At 72.5% G+C, this 16,210-nt stretch carries 14 protein-coding genes and 2 pseudogenes; 10 read left to right on the top strand and 6 right to left on the bottom strand.

Going from position 1 to position 16,210, the window contains the following annotated elements; all coding sequences use genetic code 11:
* Nucleotides 1–109 precede the first annotated feature (109 nt).
* A complete protein-coding gene (locus tag ACFVHO_RS19040; RefSeq protein WP_385715583.1) occupies nt 110–766 on the bottom strand; it encodes a hypothetical protein in 657 nt (218 codons plus the stop codon).
* 274 nt (nt 767–1,040) lie between these two features.
* Between ACFVHO_RS19040 and ACFVHO_RS19045 the strand changes: the two genes are divergently transcribed.
* Both ACFVHO_RS19045 and ACFVHO_RS19050 read left to right on the top strand, forming a co-directional pair.
* Complete coding sequence (locus ACFVHO_RS19045) at nt 1,041–1,742, top strand: FadR/GntR family transcriptional regulator (RefSeq protein ID WP_385715586.1); 702 nt, start codon at nt 1,041–1,043, stop codon at nt 1,740–1,742.
* Nucleotides 1,743–1,870: 128 nt separating this feature from the next.
* On the top strand, nt 1,871–3,145 hold the full coding sequence (locus tag ACFVHO_RS19050; RefSeq protein ID WP_385715589.1) for a CynX/NimT family MFS transporter: 1,275 nt from the start codon (nt 1,871–1,873) through the stop codon (nt 3,143–3,145).
* Between the two features lie 13 nt (nt 3,146–3,158).
* Here the strand turns inward: ACFVHO_RS19050 and ACFVHO_RS19055 are convergent, their stop codons facing one another.
* Nucleotides 3,159–4,337, bottom strand: a complete 1,179-nt coding sequence (locus ACFVHO_RS19055) for an alkene reductase (protein ID WP_385715592.1) — start codon at nt 4,335–4,337, stop codon at nt 3,159–3,161.
* Between the two features lie 59 nt (nt 4,338–4,396).
* On the opposite strand from ACFVHO_RS19055, the gene ACFVHO_RS19060 reads away from it, so the two are divergent.
* On the top strand, nt 4,397–4,759 hold the full coding sequence (locus ACFVHO_RS19060) for a MerR family transcriptional regulator (RefSeq protein WP_385715594.1): 363 nt from the start codon (nt 4,397–4,399) through the stop codon (nt 4,757–4,759).
* Here ACFVHO_RS19060 and ACFVHO_RS19065 read toward each other — a convergent pair.
* Nucleotides 4,756–5,187, bottom strand: coding sequence for a DUF3995 domain-containing protein (locus ACFVHO_RS19065; protein WP_385715597.1), 432 nt, complete (start codon nt 5,185–5,187; stop codon nt 4,756–4,758). The genes ACFVHO_RS19060 and ACFVHO_RS19065 overlap by 4 nt on opposite strands.
* Before the next feature lie 177 nt (nt 5,188–5,364).
* On the opposite strand from ACFVHO_RS19065, the gene ACFVHO_RS19070 reads away from it, so the two are divergent.
* The gene (locus ACFVHO_RS19070; protein WP_385715600.1) at nt 5,365–5,931 is read left to right on the top strand and encodes a TetR/AcrR family transcriptional regulator; all 567 of its coding nucleotides are present in this window, start codon (nt 5,365–5,367) and stop codon (nt 5,929–5,931) included.
* 7 nt (nt 5,932–5,938) lie between these two features.
* Here ACFVHO_RS19070 and prcB read toward each other — a convergent pair whose 3' ends face one another.
* Nucleotides 5,939–6,784 carry a proteasome subunit beta gene (gene prcB, locus ACFVHO_RS19075; protein WP_385715602.1) on the bottom strand — a complete coding sequence of 282 codons (846 nt, stop codon included), beginning with the start codon at nt 6,782–6,784 and terminating at the stop codon, nt 5,939–5,941.
* Between the two features lie 227 nt (nt 6,785–7,011).
* Here prcB and ACFVHO_RS19080 point away from each other — a divergent pair, with 227 nt between their 5' ends.
* The 3 genes from ACFVHO_RS19080 (at nt 7,012) to ACFVHO_RS19090 (ending at nt 10,547) form a co-directional block, all read left to right on the top strand.
* Nucleotides 7,012–8,508, top strand: coding sequence for an esterase (locus ACFVHO_RS19080; RefSeq protein ID WP_385715605.1), 1,497 nt, complete (start codon nt 7,012–7,014; stop codon nt 8,506–8,508).
* Nucleotides 8,509–8,827: 319 nt separating this feature from the next.
* Complete coding sequence (locus ACFVHO_RS19085) at nt 8,828–9,682, top strand: family 16 glycosylhydrolase (RefSeq protein ID WP_385715607.1); 855 nt, start codon at nt 8,828–8,830, stop codon at nt 9,680–9,682.
* 193 nt (nt 9,683–9,875) lie between these two features.
* Nucleotides 9,876–10,547, top strand: coding sequence for an AIM24 family protein (locus ACFVHO_RS19090; protein ID WP_385715610.1), 672 nt, complete (start codon nt 9,876–9,878; stop codon nt 10,545–10,547).
* A 73-nt stretch (nt 10,548–10,620) separates the two neighbouring features.
* On the opposite strand, the gene ACFVHO_RS19095 is transcribed toward ACFVHO_RS19090, so the two are convergent.
* Nucleotides 10,621–11,880, bottom strand: coding sequence for an MFS transporter (locus tag ACFVHO_RS19095; RefSeq protein ID WP_385715613.1), 1,260 nt, complete (start codon nt 11,878–11,880; stop codon nt 10,621–10,623).
* A 361-nt stretch (nt 11,881–12,241) separates the two neighbouring features.
* Here ACFVHO_RS19095 and ACFVHO_RS19100 point away from each other — a divergent pair, with 361 nt between their 5' ends.
* The 3 genes and pseudogenes from ACFVHO_RS19100 to ACFVHO_RS19110 all read left to right on the top strand — a co-directional run.
* Nucleotides 12,242–12,496 carry a hypothetical protein gene (locus ACFVHO_RS19100; protein ID WP_385715616.1) on the top strand — a complete coding sequence of 85 codons (255 nt, stop codon included), beginning with the start codon at nt 12,242–12,244 and terminating at the stop codon, nt 12,494–12,496.
* 423 nt (nt 12,497–12,919) lie between these two features.
* A pseudogene (locus tag ACFVHO_RS19105) lies at nt 12,920–13,723 on the top strand (response regulator transcription factor); the annotation flags it as partial.
* A gap of 153 nt (nt 13,724–13,876) precedes the next feature.
* Nucleotides 13,877–14,179: pseudogene (locus ACFVHO_RS19110) on the top strand (winged helix-turn-helix domain-containing protein); the annotation flags it as partial.
* Nucleotides 14,180–14,215: 36 nt separating this feature from the next.
* On the opposite strand, the gene ACFVHO_RS19115 reads toward ACFVHO_RS19110, so the two are convergent.
* The gene (locus ACFVHO_RS19115) at nt 14,216–16,177 is read right to left on the bottom strand and encodes a sigma-70 family RNA polymerase sigma factor (RefSeq protein ID WP_385715618.1); all 1,962 of its coding nucleotides are present in this window, start codon (nt 16,175–16,177) and stop codon (nt 14,216–14,218) included.
* Nucleotides 16,178–16,210 lie beyond the last annotated feature (33 nt).

Consider the following 16,210-nt stretch of genomic DNA (forward strand, 5'->3'; position numbering starts at 1 on the left):
CGGCCGGACGCCCAGTGCCCCCACGGGCCACCTCCCATTGTACCGCGGGCCCCCGCCGGGAAGCAAGGGCCGGGGGCCCGAAATCCGTGGGGGGGGTGAGGTGTCGGCGTCAGCGCACGGTGACCGTGAACACCGGGGACAGCGTCGCGCCGCTCTTCATCCGCAGCTCGTTCTTGCCCTTCAGGCCGAGCTTCACGCGCAGCGTGTACGCGCCGGACTTGTTGACGGTGGTGGACGCGGGCAGCGTCTTCCACGTGCCGCGCTGCTTCTGCTGGAGGCCCACCTTGGTGCCGGCCTTGATGCCGGTGGCCTTGCCGCTGACGCGCAGTTCCTGCCAGGCCTTCACAGAGGTCGCGGAGGGCTTCGCGGTCAGCGCGGCCTTCACCTTGGCGGTGGGGCTGTTCTTCTGGGTGCCGAGGCTCTTGCCGGTCTTGACGTCCCAGATCGCGTACGGCGTGCCGCCGCCCTGCGTCTTGCTGTACAGCTTCTTGCCGTCGGCGCCGAGGTGCAGGTAGATGCCGTTGTCGACGGTCTGACCGGGCTTCAGGGCCTTGCCGTTGTAGTACGGCTTGCCGTCCTTGACCTGGATGGTGACGCCGGCGCCGATGTCGATCTTCACCGGCTTGGGGGCGGCGGCCACGGCGGCGTGCTGCATGGCCGGGGTGCTCGCCAAGGCGGCCGCGGCCGGGGCCAGGAGCGCCGCACCGACGGCGACGGAAACGGTGGCGGTACGAAGGGCGCTGCGGCGGTGGGTGGTGTGACGCATGGTGGCGGTTTCCCCTCACGGTGTGAATATCCCTAAATGCCCTCTACCTTCCGGCGAGTGCTCAATCAACCTATTGGCCCGGCATTACGGATTTCACGAGATCATCCCGAGATCATGTAACGGACCCCCATAGATCACTTCACGGGGTTCGAGGTCCGGGCCGGTTGACACTCTCAAACATGGGATGTTCCCATGTCTGTCGGTCGAAGGACCTCACTGTTCCCCCGCGCCGATCCGCTCCCCCGTCCGCCCCACCCGAGAGGGCACCTCACCGATGCCGCTGCGCAGCACCGCACGGACCAACCTCGTCGACCTCGTCATCGCCCAGATGGAGAGCCTGATCTCGGACGGCGAGTGGCCCGTCGGCACCAAGATCCCGGCCGAGCCGCTGCTCGTGGAGCAGCTCGCCGTCGGCCGCAACACCGTGCGCGAGGCGGTCCGCGCCCTGGTGCACACCGGCATGCTGGAGCCGCGCCAGGGCGACGGCACCTATGTGCGGGCCAGCAGCGACTTCGGGGCGGCCGTGCAGCGCCGAGTGCGCAAGGCGGGCCTCCTGGAGGCGTACGAGGTGCGCGCCTCGCTGGAACGCGACGCGGCCCGGTACGCGGCCGAGCGCCGCACGCCTGAGGACCTGGCCGCGCTGCGCGCCGCGCTCGACGAGCGCGGCCGGGCCTGGGACAGCGGCGACACGGACGCCTTCGTCGACGCCGACATGGCCTTCCACCGCACCGTCGCCGCCGCGGCCCACAACGCCGTCCTCGCCGAGCTGTACGGACACCTCAGCGACGCCATGCGCACCACGGTCAAGGCCGTGATCAGCGCGGCCGTACCCGACTCCGTGCGGCACCAGATCGACGCCCACAGCGCGATCGTCGACGCCATCGAGGCGCGGGACCCGGCGGCCGCCGAGGCCGTGGTGCTCGCCCATCTCGCCGAGGGCATGGCGGCGTTGCGCGAGCAGCCTCCGGCCGACTGAGACCGCCAGGGGGCACCCCACCGCGTCTCGACCCGACCCGACCTGCCCCGCACACCCGGCCCCGCCCCGCCCCGCCGGGTCCAGCCCCGCACACGTACCACCGAAGCACGACCCCCAGGAGAAACCTCATGCGCAGCCAAGGGCCCGCCGCCACGGACACCGTGGCGCGGGCGGACGCCGGTCCCGCGGTGGCCGACCCACAGGCGGCCGCACCGCCCGGCGTCACCGGTCGGCACGCCCTCTGGCTCGGCCTGGGCGTCGTCCTGCTCGCCCTCAACCTGCGCCCCGCCCTGGTCGCGGTCTCCCCGCTCGCCGACACCATCCGCGACGACAGCGGCATGTCGGCGGCGGCCACCAGCCTGCTCACCGCGCTGCCGCTGCTGTGCTTCGGTCTGCTCGCACCCGTCGCCCCACGCCTCGGCCGCCGCATCGGCACCGAGCGGACGCTGCTCGCCACCATGGTGCTGATCTGCGCGGGCACGGCGCTGCGCATGCTGGACGCGGTGGTCGCGCTGTTCGCGGGCACCGTCGTCATCGGCGCGGGCATCGCCGTCGCCAACGTGCTGCTCCCGGGCCTGATCAAGCGGGACTTCCCCGGGCGGGCCGGCCTGATGACGGGTCTGTACTCGATGTCGCTGTTCGGCGGCGCCGCGCTCGCCGCGGGCGTCACGCTGCCGGTACAGGAGGGGTCCGGCATGAACTGGAGGACGACGCTCGCCTGTTGGGGCGCGCTCGCGGTGGTGGCGCTCGTGGTGTGGCTGCCGCAGCTGCGGGCGCGGGCCGGGGACGGCGGGGCGGCGGCCCGGCAGGCGGCACGACCGGTGCGCGGCCTGTGGCGCTCGCCGCTGGCCTGGCAGGTCACCGGCTACATGGGACTGCAGTCCCTCAACTACTACGCCGCTGCGGCCTGGCTGCCGACGCTCCTGAAGGACGCCGGGATGAGCGCGGGCGACGCGGGCTGGATGCTGTCCTTCTCGTCGCTGCTCGGGATCGTGGGGTCGTTCGTGGCCCCCGTGATCGTCGGCAGGCGGGTGCGCTCCGGGACGCTCGCCGTCCTCGGCGCGGTGCTGTGCGCGATCGCGTACGCCGGGCTGCTCACCGCCCCGGTCGGCGCCGCCTACCTCTGGATGAGCCTGCTCGGGCTCGGCCAGGGCGCGGCCATCAGTCTCGCGCTGCTCTTCATCGTGCAGCGCGCGCCGGACGCCCGGCACGTCGCGCCGCTGTCCAGCATGGCCCAGTGCTTCGGCTACATCCTCGCCGCCACGGGACCGGCCGTGCTCGGAGCCGTCCACGACGCGTCCCACGACTGGACGCTGCCGGTCGTCCTGCTCCTCGTCCTGCTCGTGCCGCAGGTCGCGGTCGGCCTGGGGGCCGCCCGCAACCGGCAGGTGGCGGGGCGGTAGGGCGCGGCCGGGGTCAACGCGCAGCGGCCGGGGTCGCGGCGTGGTCGGCGACGTCGGCGCGACCGGGGGCGGCGGGCTCAGGGAGGGCGGGGTAGTCGGTGTACCCCTTCTCCCCGCCCACGTACATGAGGCCGTGGTCCCGCACCGGGTTGACGGGGGCGCCCGTGCGCAGCCGCTCGACGAGGTCGGGGTTGGCGAGGAAGGGGCGGCCGAGGGAGATCAGGTCGGCGCCCGCGGCGAGCAGGCGCTCGGCCTCGTACCGGCCGCCGTCGGCGGGGATCCGGTCGCGCGGCAGCATCGGGTTGGCGATGAGGGTGCCGGTCCAGCGCTTGCGGATGTCCTGGAAGACGGGGCTGTCCGGGTCGGCGTACACGACGTGGAGGTAGGCCAGCGGGAGGTCGGCGAGCGCGTCGAGGAGCGTCGGGTAGAGGTCCTCGGTGTCGCCCTCGTCCATTCCGTTGACCTTGATGCCGGGCGAGACGCGCAGGCCCACGCGCTCCGCGCCGATCTCGGCGACGACTGCGCGGACCACCTCGACGACGAACCGGACGCGGCCCGCCGCGGAACCGCCGTACTCGTCGGTGCGCCGGTTGGTGCCTTGCCCCAGGAACTGGTGCAGGAGGTAGCCGTTGGCGCCGTGCACCTCCACCCCGGCGAAGCCCGCGTCGACGGCCCGGCGGGCCGCGGCGGCGAAGTCGGCGACGGTGTCGCGGATCTCGGGCACCGTCATCTCGCGCGGGACGACGGCCTGTTGGTGGCCGCCGGGCGTGAAGATGGTGTCGGGAAGCGGTATCGGCGACGGCGCGAGCGGGGTCCGGCCGCCGTTGTTGTCCGGGTGTCCGACCCGGCCGCCGTGCTGCACCTGGAGGAACATCCGGCCGCCCGCCGCGCGCACCGCGTCGGTGACGCCCCGCCAGCCGGTGACGTGGGCGTCGGTGTGGATCGCGGTGATGTTCGGGTAGGTCTGGCCGACGGCGTTGGGCGTGGCGGCCTCGGCGATGATCAGGCCCGCGGTGGCGCGCTGCGCGTAGTACGTCTCCATGAGCGGGGTCGGCGTGCCGTCGGCGGCGGCGCGGTTGCGGGTCATCGGCGCCATCACGAGGCGGTTGGGGAGGTCGAGGGTGCCGAGGCGGGTGGGGTCGAAGAGGCCCTGCGGGGCGAAGGGGCGGGAGTTCGCTGCTGTGTTCGTCATGCCGGTACCGTAGAACCTGTCATTGATGTCAGATTCAAGCCCGGAAGGCCCGGTGGGACATGCGGATCGGCGAACTGGCGCGACGCACCGGCGTGAGTGAACGCTCCTTGCGCTACTACGAGAAGCAGGGACTGCTGGCCGCCGAGCGCACGCCGGGCGGCCACCGCGACTACCCCGAGAGGGCGGTCGACCGGGTCATCCGCATCCAGGAGCTGTTCGCGGCGGGCCTGTGCAGTTCGAAGATCGCACGGCTGCTTCCGTGCATGCGGGACGCCGACGGCAGGCCTTCCGCGATCGCGACCCCGCACCTGGTCGCCGAACTCGGCGTGGAGCGGGACCGCATCGACCGCATGATCAGGGACCTGCTGCGGTCGCGCGAGGTCCTCGACGAGGTCATCGACGCGGCGTCCGCACCGGCCTAGCGCCTGCTCGCCGCCACCGCGACGGTGCCGGCCAGGGCGGCCAGCGCCACACACAGCGGCGAGTACAGGACCGAGTTCCACTGCCGGAACTCCTCGGCCGCCCCGGAGTTCAGGAGGTACCCGCCCAGGCCCCGGGTGAGCAGCACCCCCGCCAGGCCGTACATGCCCACGAGGCGCAGCCAGTCGGGCCCGACCGCCGGGATGGACCCGTTCACCATCAGGGTGAGCGCGGCGCCGCAGATCAGCAGCAGACCCACGACGACGGTGCTCGCCACCGACGGCATCGCTCCGTCGTCGCTGCCCCCGATCGTCTTGGTGAACGTCGTCGCGTCCTTCAACGGCCAGGGGGAGAACGCCCAGACGAAGTGCAGCAGGCCGATCGCCGTGAGGACGACCGTCAACACCGTGGGAACCACTGTTCGGATCATGGATCAGCGCCTCCAACTCGAAGTGGGCCTGTTTCAACGGCCTTACGGGGCAGGCGACGGCGCCACGCCCCCACATCTATACGAGGTCGTACAGATAAGACCCTAGCACTCATCTATACGATGCCGTATAGATGAGCGCCCGCAAGGGAACAGTGATCGCAAGGGAACGGAGCAGACATGGCGGTGGCCCGCACCCCACGTCACAAGTGGATCGACGAAGGGCTCCGCGCTCTCGCGGCAGGCGGCCCGGACGCCGTCCAGATCGAGGCGCTGGCAAAGGCACTCGGCGTGTCCAAGGGCGGCTTCTACGGATACTTCGCCGACCGGCCCGCCCTGCTCGAGGAGATGCTCGACCGGTGGGAACGCGAGGTCACCGAAGACGTGGAAACACGCGTCGAGGAGGTGGGCGACGACGCGAAGGACCGGCTGCGCCGCCTGTTCACCATCGTCGACAGCGGCGACGGACTCGACACGGACGTCACGACCGGCCTGGCGATCCGTGACTGGGCCCGCCGCGATCCGGCGGTCGCCGCACGCGTCCGCCGCGTCGACAACCGCCAGATGGAGTACCTGCGTTCGCTGTTCCGCGCCTTCTGCCCCGACGAGGACGAGGTCGAGGCCCGCTGCGTGATCGCCTTCTCGCTGTACATCGCCGACCAGTTCCTGTTCGCCGACCGCGACGAGCGCGGCCGCGCCCACGTCCACGAACTGACGACCAGGTGGCTGCTCGAACCGCCGCGCTGAGCAGCGCCTAGAGCAGCGGCGCCCGCGGCCCGTCCGGCGCCCCGTGACGCCCGTCGACCACCGACCGCGCGACCTCCGCGACGTCGTCCTGCGCGAGCTGTCGGTAACCGTCCTCGGTGACCAGGGCGACGCGCGGGAACAGACGGCGCGTCAGGTCGGGTCCCGCCGTCGCCGAGTCGTCGTCCGCGGCGTCGTACAGCGCCTGGACGGCGGCGAGGACGATGTCCCGCTCGGACATGCCCTCGTGGTAGAGCTTCTTCAACGAGCCGCGGGCGTACACCGATCCGGAGCCGGTGGCCGCGACGCCCCGCTCCTCGCTGCGGCCGCCGGTGACGTCGTACGAGAAGATCCGCCCGACGCCCCTGGCCAGGTCGTACCCGGCGAACAGCGGGACCACGGCGAGGCCCTGCATCGCCAGGGCGAGGTTGCCCCGGACCATGGTGGTGAGGCGGCTCGCCTTGCCGACCAGGGACAGGGCCGTGCCCTCGATCTTCTCGTGGTGTTCGAGCTCCAGTTGGAAGAGCTTGACCAGTTCCACGGCGAGCCCCGCGGTCCCGGCGATCGCTATCGCGGAGTGGCCGTCGGCCGGGAAGACCTTGTCGTACTCGCGGTGGGCGATGACGTTGCCCATCGTGACCCGGCGGTCGCCCGCCACGAGCACGCCGTCCGCGTACGTGGCCGCGACGATCGTGGTGCCGTGCGGCGCATCGAAGCCGTCGTGCGCGGCGGGCAGGGCGCGCCGCGCGGGCAGCAGGTCCGGCGCCTGCTCGGCGAGGAAGTCCAGGAAGGACGAGGTCTCGGTTGCCGTGAAGGCGGCCGGGAGGCCCCCCGACCCGCGTGGATCCGTGTTCATGCGTACCCCTCCCGAGCGGCCCGAAGCGTCCTGAGCCGGACCCTACCCGCCGCCCTCAAGCCACGAACCCCCGGCGGGAGTTGCGGGCGAAGGACCGGTGAACCCGCGGCGACGTCCCGTACAACCCTTCCGCCCCGATCGCGGTCGAACAGGGCGCCGGATGAGGAACGGGCCCTTTCCGGACCACCCCCGCGCCGCCCGGCCACCTTCCCGCACAGGAGTCGCTCGTGCGCAAGAACCGTTCGGCCGCCGTCGCCGCGGCCTCATTCCTTCTGCTCTCGGGTGCGGCCGTCGCCGCCGCCCCCGCCGCCGTCGCGGGCACCCCCGGAGGTACGCACGCGGACGACCGCAACAGTGACTTCGACGGCGACGGATACGAGGACGTCCTGGTCGGCGCGCCCGGCGCGACGGTCAGCGGCAAGAAGGGCGCGGGCCTCGTCACCGTGCAGTACGGCTCCCCCAGAGGCATCGGCACCAGCGACGTGGCGCGGTTCAGCCAGTCCACCGCCGGTGTCGCGGGCGCCGCCGAGGCCGCCGACGGCTTCGGCACGGCCGTCGCCACCGGCGACCTCGACGCCGACGGCTACGACGACGCGGTCATCGGCATCCCCGGCGAGGACATCGGCGACCGGGCGGACGCCGGTGGCGTCGCGATCCTCTGGGGCTCCAAGCAGGGCCTGAAGGGGGCGGCGAGCGACTGGCTGCAGACCCAGGAGCCCACCAAGGGCGAGAAGTTCGGGTCCGCGGTGACCGCCGCGCGCCTCACCGGCGACACCCCCGGTGACGTCCTCGCCGTGCTCGACCGCGACGACCTCGAACTCTTCGTGTACGACGCGGTGCCGCAGGCCCGCGCCGCGGCACCGCTCAAGCGCCTCGCGACCGAGCACCTGGCCTCGGGGCGCGCGGCCGCGCGCGCCGAGGAGCGCCACATCCTGCCCAAGTCCCTGACCACCGGCGACTACGACGACGACGGCTTCGCCGACCTCGTGGTGTCCGGCGTGACCGTCGGCGACGAGGAGCCCGGGCACGGCTGGTCCGCGTACTTCAAGGGCGGCGCCGACGCCATCACCCACAAGGGCGACCTGCGCGGCGGCCCGGCCGCGGCGTCCGGCGACATCAACGGCGACGGCTTCGACGACCTGGTCACGGGCGAGCCCCACTCCCCCGACGACGGCGGCGAGACGATGACCGGCGGCCTGGTCGGCGTGCGCTACGGCTCCGCCGAGGGGATCTCGCAGGACGTGAAGTGGTGGACCCAGGACACCGCGGGCGTGCCCGGCACCGCCGAGCGCGGGGACGGCTGGGGCGCCGATCTGTCCGTCGCCGACACGGACAAGGACGGCTACGCGGACGTGGCGATCGGCGCGCCCGGCGAGGACATCGGCACGGTCGCGGACGCGGGCGCGGTGTGGGTCCTTCGCGGCACGGCCGCCGGTCTGACCGCGACCGGCGCCAAGTCGTGGGACCAGAACTCCGCCGACATCCCCGGCGACGCCGAGAAGGGCGACAAGTGGGGCGCCCAGGTGCGCCTGACCGACCCCAACCGCGACGGCCGCTTCGGGCTGCTCGCGTCGGCGCCGGGCGAGAACACCGGCGACGGCGTGGTGTGGGTGCTCTCGGCGGGCGCGGGCGGGGTCACGGCCGCCGGGTCGTGGACGTACGGGGCCGGATCGCTGGGCGCGCCCGCGCAGGACGCGGCGTTCGGGGCGGCCGTCGACGAGTGACCGACCGCGGGCCCCGCGGGGAGGCGGAGGCGCGCGGAAAGGGTGTGCGGCACGGCCGGGGCAGCGGCCGTGACGGACACGGCGAAGGGGTCGACGGCGCCGAGCGCGGTCGGCCCCTTCGGCAGTTGGTCCGCACCAACGCCTTGACGGCCCCTGCACACCTGCCTTAAATCAAGCAGTGAAGAAACCGTCGCGGAGGATCGCGTACCGCGTTCAACTCTCGATGTGATCTTGTCATGCACACGTCCGCGATGTACGACGCACGACCACCATGACCCCCACGGCATGCGTGCCCGCTCCCCCCACTCGAAGCGATGTGATGACCGTGTCCCTCTCCTGGCGCCGCCGCGCGGCGCTCTGCGCACTCTCCCTGGTCTGCTGCGCCACCGCCGCGACCGCCGCCCCCAGCGCCGCCGCCGCGCCCGAGCGCGAGCGGGCCCTCGCCTTCTCCGACGACTTCAACGGCCCCGCCGGATCCGGCGTGGACGGCGGCAAGTGGCAGGTCGAGACCGGCGACAACGTCAACAACCACGAGCGCCAGTACTACACCTCGGGCAACAAGAACGCGAAGCTCGACGGCCAGGGCAACCTGGTCATCACCGCCCGCAAGGAGAACCCCGAGAACTACCAGTGCTGGTACGGCCGTTGCGAGTACACCTCGTCGCGGCTCAACACCTCCGGCAAGTTCACGTCGACGTACGGCCGGGTCGAATCGCGCCTCAAGGTCCCGCGCGGCCAGGGCATGTGGCCGGCGTTCTGGATGCTGGGCGCCGACATCGGCAACGTGGGCTGGCCGAACTGCGGCGAGATCGACGTGATGGAGAACATCGGCAAGGAGCCCAACACGGTCCACGGCACGCTGCACGGCCCCGGCTACTCCGGTTCGGGCGGCATCGGCGCCGCGTACTCCCTGCCGAATGGCGAGGCCTTCGCGGACAAGTTCCACACCTTCGCCGTGGACTGGTCCCCGAACAAGGTGACCTGGTCGGTCGACGGGCACGTCTACCAGACCCGCACCCCGGCCGACCTCGGCGGCAAGCAGTGGGCGTTCAACAAGCCCTTCTTCCTGATCCTCAACCTGGCCGTGGGCGGCTACTGGCCCGGCGATCCGGACGGCGGCACGACCTTCCCGCAGACGCTGACCGTCGACTACGTCCGCGTGACGACCGGCTGACCGCGACGGGCGCCCCGCCCCACAGGGGCGCCCTCCTCGCACCGGCGCCCCGCCCCGGAAGCGCGCCCCGCCTTAAGTAGAAGCGCCCCTGGCCGAAAGTCGCGGCCGGGGCGCGCCGGGCGCGACCCCGGCCCGGTGGACATGCGCCCCCGGACTCTTGGCGGGGCACCCCCGCGCGGGGCACGATGCCCGCATGAAGAGCGACCTTTTCTCCAAGGCCCACGTGGCACAGCCCGCGACGGCGCCCGGCATGAGCCTGCACAACTCGAAGTCCATCCGGTACGTCGTGAGCGGCGAGATGATGGCGCGCCAGGGCGCGATGGTCGCCTACCGCGGCAGCCTGCAGTTCGAGCGCAAGGGCCAGGGCGTCGGCGGGATGCTGAAGCGCGCGGTCACCGGTGAGGGGCTGCCGCTGATGGCCGTGAAGGGGCAGGGCGAGGCGTGGTTCGCGCACGAGGCGCAGAGCTGCTTCGTCGTCGACATCGAGCAGGGTGACTCGCTCACCGTCAACGGCCGCAACATCCTGTGCTTCGACGCGTCCCTCTCGTACGAGATCAAGACCGTGAAGGGTTCGGGGATCTCCGGCGGCGGCCTCTTCAACAGCGTGTTCACCGGGCACGGGCAGCTGGGCCTGATGTGCGAGGGCGAGCCGCTGGTGATCCCCGTGTCGCCGCAGGCGCCGGTGTTCGTGGACACCGACGCCGTCGTCGGCTGGACCACCAGCCTGCAGACGTCGCTGCACCGCTCGCAGTCGATCGGCTCGATGATCCGCGGCGGCTCCGGTGAGGCGGTGCAGCTGAAGCTGGAAGGCGAGGGCATGGTGATCGTCCGCCCGAGCGAGGCGACGCCGCACAAGCCGCAGTAGGCGCGAGCGGGATCCCACGGAGGCGGTCGGCCGCCGGGCCGGGGGCCGCCGCCTCGCGGCGGCCCCGCGCGCCTCAGCCGTTCAGGCAGCCCACCGGCGTCGACGTCCGCGCCGACGCGTCCGGCACCGCCGCGACGGTCTCCGTCCGCGCGAGCCGCGCCCGCAGCAACGGCAGGGCGCACAGCGCGAGGACGAGCGCCGCGGCGCCCGCGACGAGCGCCACCGAGACCCCGGCGGTGGCGCCGAAGCGGTCGTAGACGACGCCGGTGACGGCCGCGCCGATCGCCACGCCGCTCTGCAGGCCCGCGATCATCCAGGTCATCGCCTCGGTGAGCTGGTGCTCCGGCGTCACGCGCTCCACGATGCCCATGATCACCACCATGGTCGGCGCGAAGAACACTCCGGCGAGGAACACCACGACACACATCCCCACCACTCCGTCGACGAGCAGGAACGGCAGTGTGGTCAGGGCAGTTCCCGCGACCCCGAGGAGCAGCAGCCGCGGCAGCGGGACGCTCCACTCACGGGCCCCGAAGAGCAGGCCCGACAGGCCCGAGCCGATCGCGTAGACGGTGAAGACGAGGCCGCCGAGCGACTTGTTGCCCTGCTCCTCGGCGAACGCCAGACCCATCGTGTCGACCATGCCGGGGATCGCCCCGCCGCAGAGCAGCACGAGCGCGAGCAGCAGCACCGGAGCCGAGCGGATCGCAGACGTGTCGCCGCCGCTCGCGACGCGCGGCTTGACGGGCGGTTCGGTGCGCTTCTGCGGTACGAACAGGGCGACGCCCACGACCAGGAGAAGGCCCGCGAACAGGGGTGCGGCCTGCGGGAACAGCGCCGTGGACAGGACCACGGCGAGCGCCGGGCTGATGACGTACGTCAATTCGTCGACCACCGACTCCATGGAGTACGCGGTGGTGAGCTGCGGGGTGCCCCGGTAGATCTCCGTCCAGCGCGCGCGGACCATCGCGCTCATGCTCGGCATCAGCCCGGACAGCAGGGCGAAGAGGAACAGGGTCCAGCTCGGCGCGTCGGCGGTGGCGCAGAGCAGCAGCGCCGCGAGGCCGAGCACGCTGACGCCGGTGGCCAGCGGCAGGACGCGGCTCTGCCCGCGCCGGTCCACGGCCTTGGACACCTGCGGGCCGAGGAAGGCCATGGAGAAGGTGAAGGTGCCCGCGACCAGACCGGCCAGGGCGTACTCGCCGGTCGTCTCGGACAGCATCGTCAGGATGCCCATGTGGGTCAGGGGCAGCGGAAGCCGGGCTATCAGACCGGCGGAGCTGAACGCCTTCGTGCCGGGGGCGGTGAAGATCTCGCGGTACGCGTTGGGCATGGGGTGTCCTGTCGTGGAATCGGCCCTCGGCCCGTGCGGGCGCGCGCGGTCGACGGGACGCGCGCCCCCACGGACAATTATCGGGACTATCGTTCCACTTTCTATCACGCCGCGCGCTGAGCACCCACCGGCCGCGCGCAGCCGACAGCAGTGCTGTCGCCAACTGGCGGCGGCGCTACGTTGATTGCGCTTTCTTGCCGGTGGCCGCGTTCTGGGGGACGGTGGGCGAGCCACTTCAGGTGACGGGGACTCACACACCTCTCGGCTCCTCCCGCTCGACGCACAGGCGACTCGCGCATCCACCGCGTGCGCGTCGCGACAGCCCGCGATGGCCGCGGTCGCTGTCGAGAGGAGGTGACCGATGTGCCGAACCTCGGAGCCGGACGACCCGGGCACGGACACGGAGGGCGACGAACCCCCCGCGGCGGACCCCGGAACGTCCACGAGGTGGCAGCCGCGGAAGGTGGGCTCGTGGTGGACGGGGCTGCGAGCCGTGCTGCTCGTGATGGACACGGTGGCGGCTCTCGCACAGCACGAAGCCCTTGCCCTGGGGGCAAGGGCCCTCATCGCGGTGGGTGACATGATCGTCGACGCCGGCAAGCACGAGCGGTCATGAAACCAGGGGCCTGATCGTCGAGAGGCGGTCAGGCCCTCCCGTCCAGAAGAACATGAACCGCCGACATCAGCCAAGGGCCGCTCTCCCACTTGCACCCGACGGCGCGTCACGAAAACGGGTTTCGTGTCATGCTCGCGGTCCATTCGACGAGAGGGCCGCGTGATGGGTACGGCAGACGGCGAGTGCCAGGAGTGCGGTGGGCCGTTGCCACCCGCCTCCGACACCGGTCGGCCGCGCCGGTACTGCTCGGACGCCTGCCGGTCGGCCGCTCGGCGGTCCCGGAACCGACAGCGGAAGTCCGCTGCCGCAGCCGCCTCGAAGCGGTGCTCGACGGACATCGCCGGCCGCCGCTGCGACCGGGACGCGCGGCACACCTTGATCGTGAAGGGTACCGAGAGCCAAGTCTGCGCCGACTGCTACGACATGACCCTGTCGTTCCTCATCAAGAACGGCGTGCCCCACTCCGCGGTCGAGACGCGCCTGCTCCCGGAAGCGGCGGAGGAACGGGGCCGGAGCGAGCGGGCACCGGCGGCGGCACCGACGCCCCTTCCACCACCGGCCACCGTCGCCCGCCGGGCCCGCGTGCTCCTCATCGAGGACGATCCGTACGTCGCCGCGGCACTGTCCTCGATCCTGGCCCAGCACGGCTATGCGGTCGTCCACGAGCTGTCCGGGTCCGGCGGCCTTCGCGCCGCGTACGCCGGGCGTCCCGACCTGGTGCTCCTGGACCTCGGGCTCCCCGACATCGACGGCTACGAGGCCCTGACCAAGCTGCGGACCGTCAGCGACGTGCCCGTCATCGTCGTGACGGCGCGCAGTGACGGCCGGTCCCGGCTGCACGGACTCAACCTGGGCGCGGACGACTACGTCGTGAAGCCGTACGACCCCGCGGAACTCCTCGCCCGCATGGAGCGCGTGCTGCACCGCACGTCACGGGAGCAGTGGCCGGAGGACGTCTACGACGACGGCCTGCTGCGGCTCGACTCCCGGACCTTCGAGGCCGGCGTGGCCGGCGCGCCGCTGCGGCTGACGCGCACGGAGTTCCGTGTACTCGACCTGCTGGTGCGGAACGCGGGAGACGTCCAGCCCTTTCGCAAACTGCTCGCACGGGCCTGGGACGACCCCACCGGGCGCGACACCGACAAGGTCAAGTTCACCGTCTCCCGCCTGCGCGGGAAACTGGACACGACCGCTGTCGGCAGCGCGTCCATCGTGTCGGCCCGAGGCGTCGGCTACTTCTACCAGGTCCCGGGCCCGACGACGCCGAACGGGCCCCCGGTGCCCGACACTCCCCCTCCCCCCTCGGGATACGGGCACGCGGCCAAGGTGCTCGGCATCCTGGAAGCGCAGGGCCCGGAAGGCAGGGTCAACAGTTCCGCCGCCGAGACGGTCCTGCGCCTCGGCCGCCTGCACATCGATCTGTCCGACCGGCAGGTGAGCGTGGACGGTTCGGCCGTCCACCTGACCCGCAAGGAGTTCGACCTGCTCGTCCTGCTCGCCCGACGCCCCGGCGTGGTCGTCCGCCGCGAGCTGATCGTCGGCGAACTCTGGCCCGACAACTGGCAGGGCACCGAACGCACCCTGGAGGTGCATGTCGCTTCCCTGCGCGGCAAGTTGCGCGATCGACGCCTGATCGAGCACGTGCGCGGCGTCGGATACCGGCTGGTCGCCGGGCCCGCCTAGTCGTGGCTCGCAGCCCGTCGACCCACCGCCGCACGCCTAGGGCTTGAGCTGACTGAGCGTGTAGCCGTCGGCGGACGGGTCCAGGGACTTGGTGGCCTGTTTGAAGAGGTGCTCCGCCCGTTCGTAGGAGAGCCTGCGGCGGCCGGTCTCCGGGCACAGGTCGGCCGCCGCGGGCATCCGGGCCGGGGCGGGGCGGCGATCGGAGAGGAAGAGGGGGCCGCGGGTGCGGCCGGACAGCAGGGTCGGCAGCAGCCGGGCCGTGCCGGAGCGCCAGGACACCCAGGTGCGTCCGGTGCGGGCGCGGCGGTCGTCCAGGTCGAGGTGTTCGACGTCGAGGGACAGGACGGCCGTCGCCCCGGCTCCCGACTCGTGCAGGAGCCACCACAAGGTCCGTTCACGCAGGGGCAGTTCGGTGCGGCTGAACAGGGCGTCGAGCTGCGCCGGGGACAGGGGTCGCGTGGTGTGCGCGGCTTCGGGGCGTCGTTCGAGGCCGGCGGTGAGGTCCTCCAGTCCGGCCCAGGCGCAGAACGAGCGGACGGCCGACCGGTGGCGGTTCCACGTCGTGGCCGCGGCGTCCGCCCAGGTGGCCGCGAACACCTGCGCCACCTGTTGTGGGGTCAGGGAGTGCAGGGGCTGCCGCTCGCCCAGGCTCCGGCACAGGCGGCGCAGCGTCTGGGTGTACGAGCGGATCGTGGGGGCGGTGAGGTCGTCGCGGTGGAGGAAGTCCCGGGCGGCTCGCCCGAGCGTGGGGCCGGGGGCGTCGGTGAGGGTGATCCCTGCCGCCCTGCGCAGCAGGAAGGCGCGCTCGGCGACGTTCCGGGTGAGCTCGGCGGCGCGCTCGAACTCGCGGCGGGCCTCCGCGGACCGGCCGAGGCGGAGCAGGAGGTCGCCACGGACGCCGGGGAGCAGGTGGTAGTCCCGCAGGGCGGGGTCCGACGTCAAGGAGTCGACCAGATCGAGGCCCTGCTGGGGGCCGTGCGCGTGCGCGAGGGCCACGGCCCGGTTGAGCTGGACGACCGGTGTCGGCAGCAGGCGGGCGAGGGCTTCGTACAGGGCCGCGATCCGCGCCCAGTCGGTGTCCTCGGCGGTTGCCGCCTGGGCGTGGCTCACGGCGATCGCCGCCTGGAGTACGTAGGGCCCGGGTGCGGCTCCGATCTCCCGGGCGCGCAGCATCGCGGTGAAGCCGCGGCGGATGAGCAACTGGTCCCAGCGGCCCCGGTGCTGCTCGTGCAGGGGGACGGGCTCCCCCGACGGTCCGGTGCGGGCGGCGGAGCGGGACTGCTGGATCTCCATGAGGGCGACCAGGCCGTGCACCTCGGCTTCCTGCGGGGCGAGTTCGGCCAGGAGGCGGCCCAGACGCAGGGCTTCGAGGGTGAGCCCGGGGCGCATCAGGTCGTCGCCGGACGTCGCCGCGTACCCCTCGTTGAAGATCAGGTAGATGACTTCGAGCACGGAGGCCAGGCGCTCGGCCAGTTCGGCGCCCGGCGGCAGCTCGAACGGCACCCGCGCTTCGGCCAGGGTGCGCTTGGCCGACGCGATGCGCTGGGCGACGGTCTGCTCGCCGGTCAGGAACGCCCGCGCGATCTCCCCGGCGGTCAGACCGCCGAGCAGGCGCAGGGTGAGGGCCAGGCGTTCCCGGATCGGAAGGAGCGGGTGGCAGGAGATGAACATCAGGCGCAGGACGTCGTCCTGCTCGGGTTCGCGATCGGGGCCGGGCTCGTCCAGTTCGCGGGCGAGCTGCTCCTGCTTGCGCTCGAGGCGCTGGGAGCGCCGGATGTGATCGACGGCCCGGCGCTTGGCGATCGCGAGGAGCCAGGCACCGGGGTTGTCCGGGACGCCCTGGACGGGCCACTGTTCGAGCGCGGCGACCAGCGCGTCCTGTGCCAGCTCCTCGGCGAGCGCGACGTCGCGCACCATCCGGGTCAGCGCGGCGATGATCTTGGCCGACTCGAGCTTGAAGACCGCGTCGACCGTGCGGTGCGTGTCGGTCACCGGCATGACGGCGCCGCCTCTGCCGGTCGTCGACAGAGG

Origin of the sequence: Streptomyces sp. NPDC127108 (assembly GCF_042677545.1) — a bacterium.
Classification (GTDB): Bacteria; Actinomycetota; Actinomycetes; order Streptomycetales; family Streptomycetaceae; genus Streptomyces.

Coding starts and splice junctions, on each gene's coding strand:
- ACFVHO_RS19040 (WP_385715583.1), bottom strand. CDS start 766: ATGCGTCACACCACCCACCGCCGCAGCGCCCTTCGTACCGCCACCGTT.
- ACFVHO_RS19045 (WP_385715586.1), top strand. CDS start 1,041: ATGCCGCTGCGCAGCACCGCACGGACCAACCTCGTCGACCTCGTCATC.
- ACFVHO_RS19050 (WP_385715589.1), top strand. CDS start 1,871: ATGCGCAGCCAAGGGCCCGCCGCCACGGACACCGTGGCGCGGGCGGAC.
- ACFVHO_RS19055 (WP_385715592.1), bottom strand. CDS start 4,337: ATGACGAACACAGCAGCGAACTCCCGCCCCTTCGCCCCGCAGGGCCTC.
- ACFVHO_RS19060 (WP_385715594.1), top strand. CDS start 4,397: ATGCGGATCGGCGAACTGGCGCGACGCACCGGCGTGAGTGAACGCTCC.
- ACFVHO_RS19065 (WP_385715597.1), bottom strand. CDS start 5,187: ATGATCCGAACAGTGGTTCCCACGGTGTTGACGGTCGTCCTCACGGCG.
- ACFVHO_RS19070 (WP_385715600.1), top strand. CDS start 5,365: ATGGCGGTGGCCCGCACCCCACGTCACAAGTGGATCGACGAAGGGCTC.
- prcB (WP_385715602.1), bottom strand. CDS start 6,784: ATGAACACGGATCCACGCGGGTCGGGGGGCCTCCCGGCCGCCTTCACG.
- ACFVHO_RS19085 (WP_385715607.1), top strand. CDS start 8,828: ATGACCGTGTCCCTCTCCTGGCGCCGCCGCGCGGCGCTCTGCGCACTC.
- ACFVHO_RS19090 (WP_385715610.1), top strand. CDS start 9,876: ATGAAGAGCGACCTTTTCTCCAAGGCCCACGTGGCACAGCCCGCGACG.
- ACFVHO_RS19095 (WP_385715613.1), bottom strand. CDS start 11,880: ATGCCCAACGCGTACCGCGAGATCTTCACCGCCCCCGGCACGAAGGCG.
- ACFVHO_RS19100 (WP_385715616.1), top strand. CDS start 12,242: ATGTGCCGAACCTCGGAGCCGGACGACCCGGGCACGGACACGGAGGGC.
- ACFVHO_RS19115 (WP_385715618.1), bottom strand. CDS start 16,177: ATGCCGGTGACCGACACGCACCGCACGGTCGACGCGGTCTTCAAGCTC.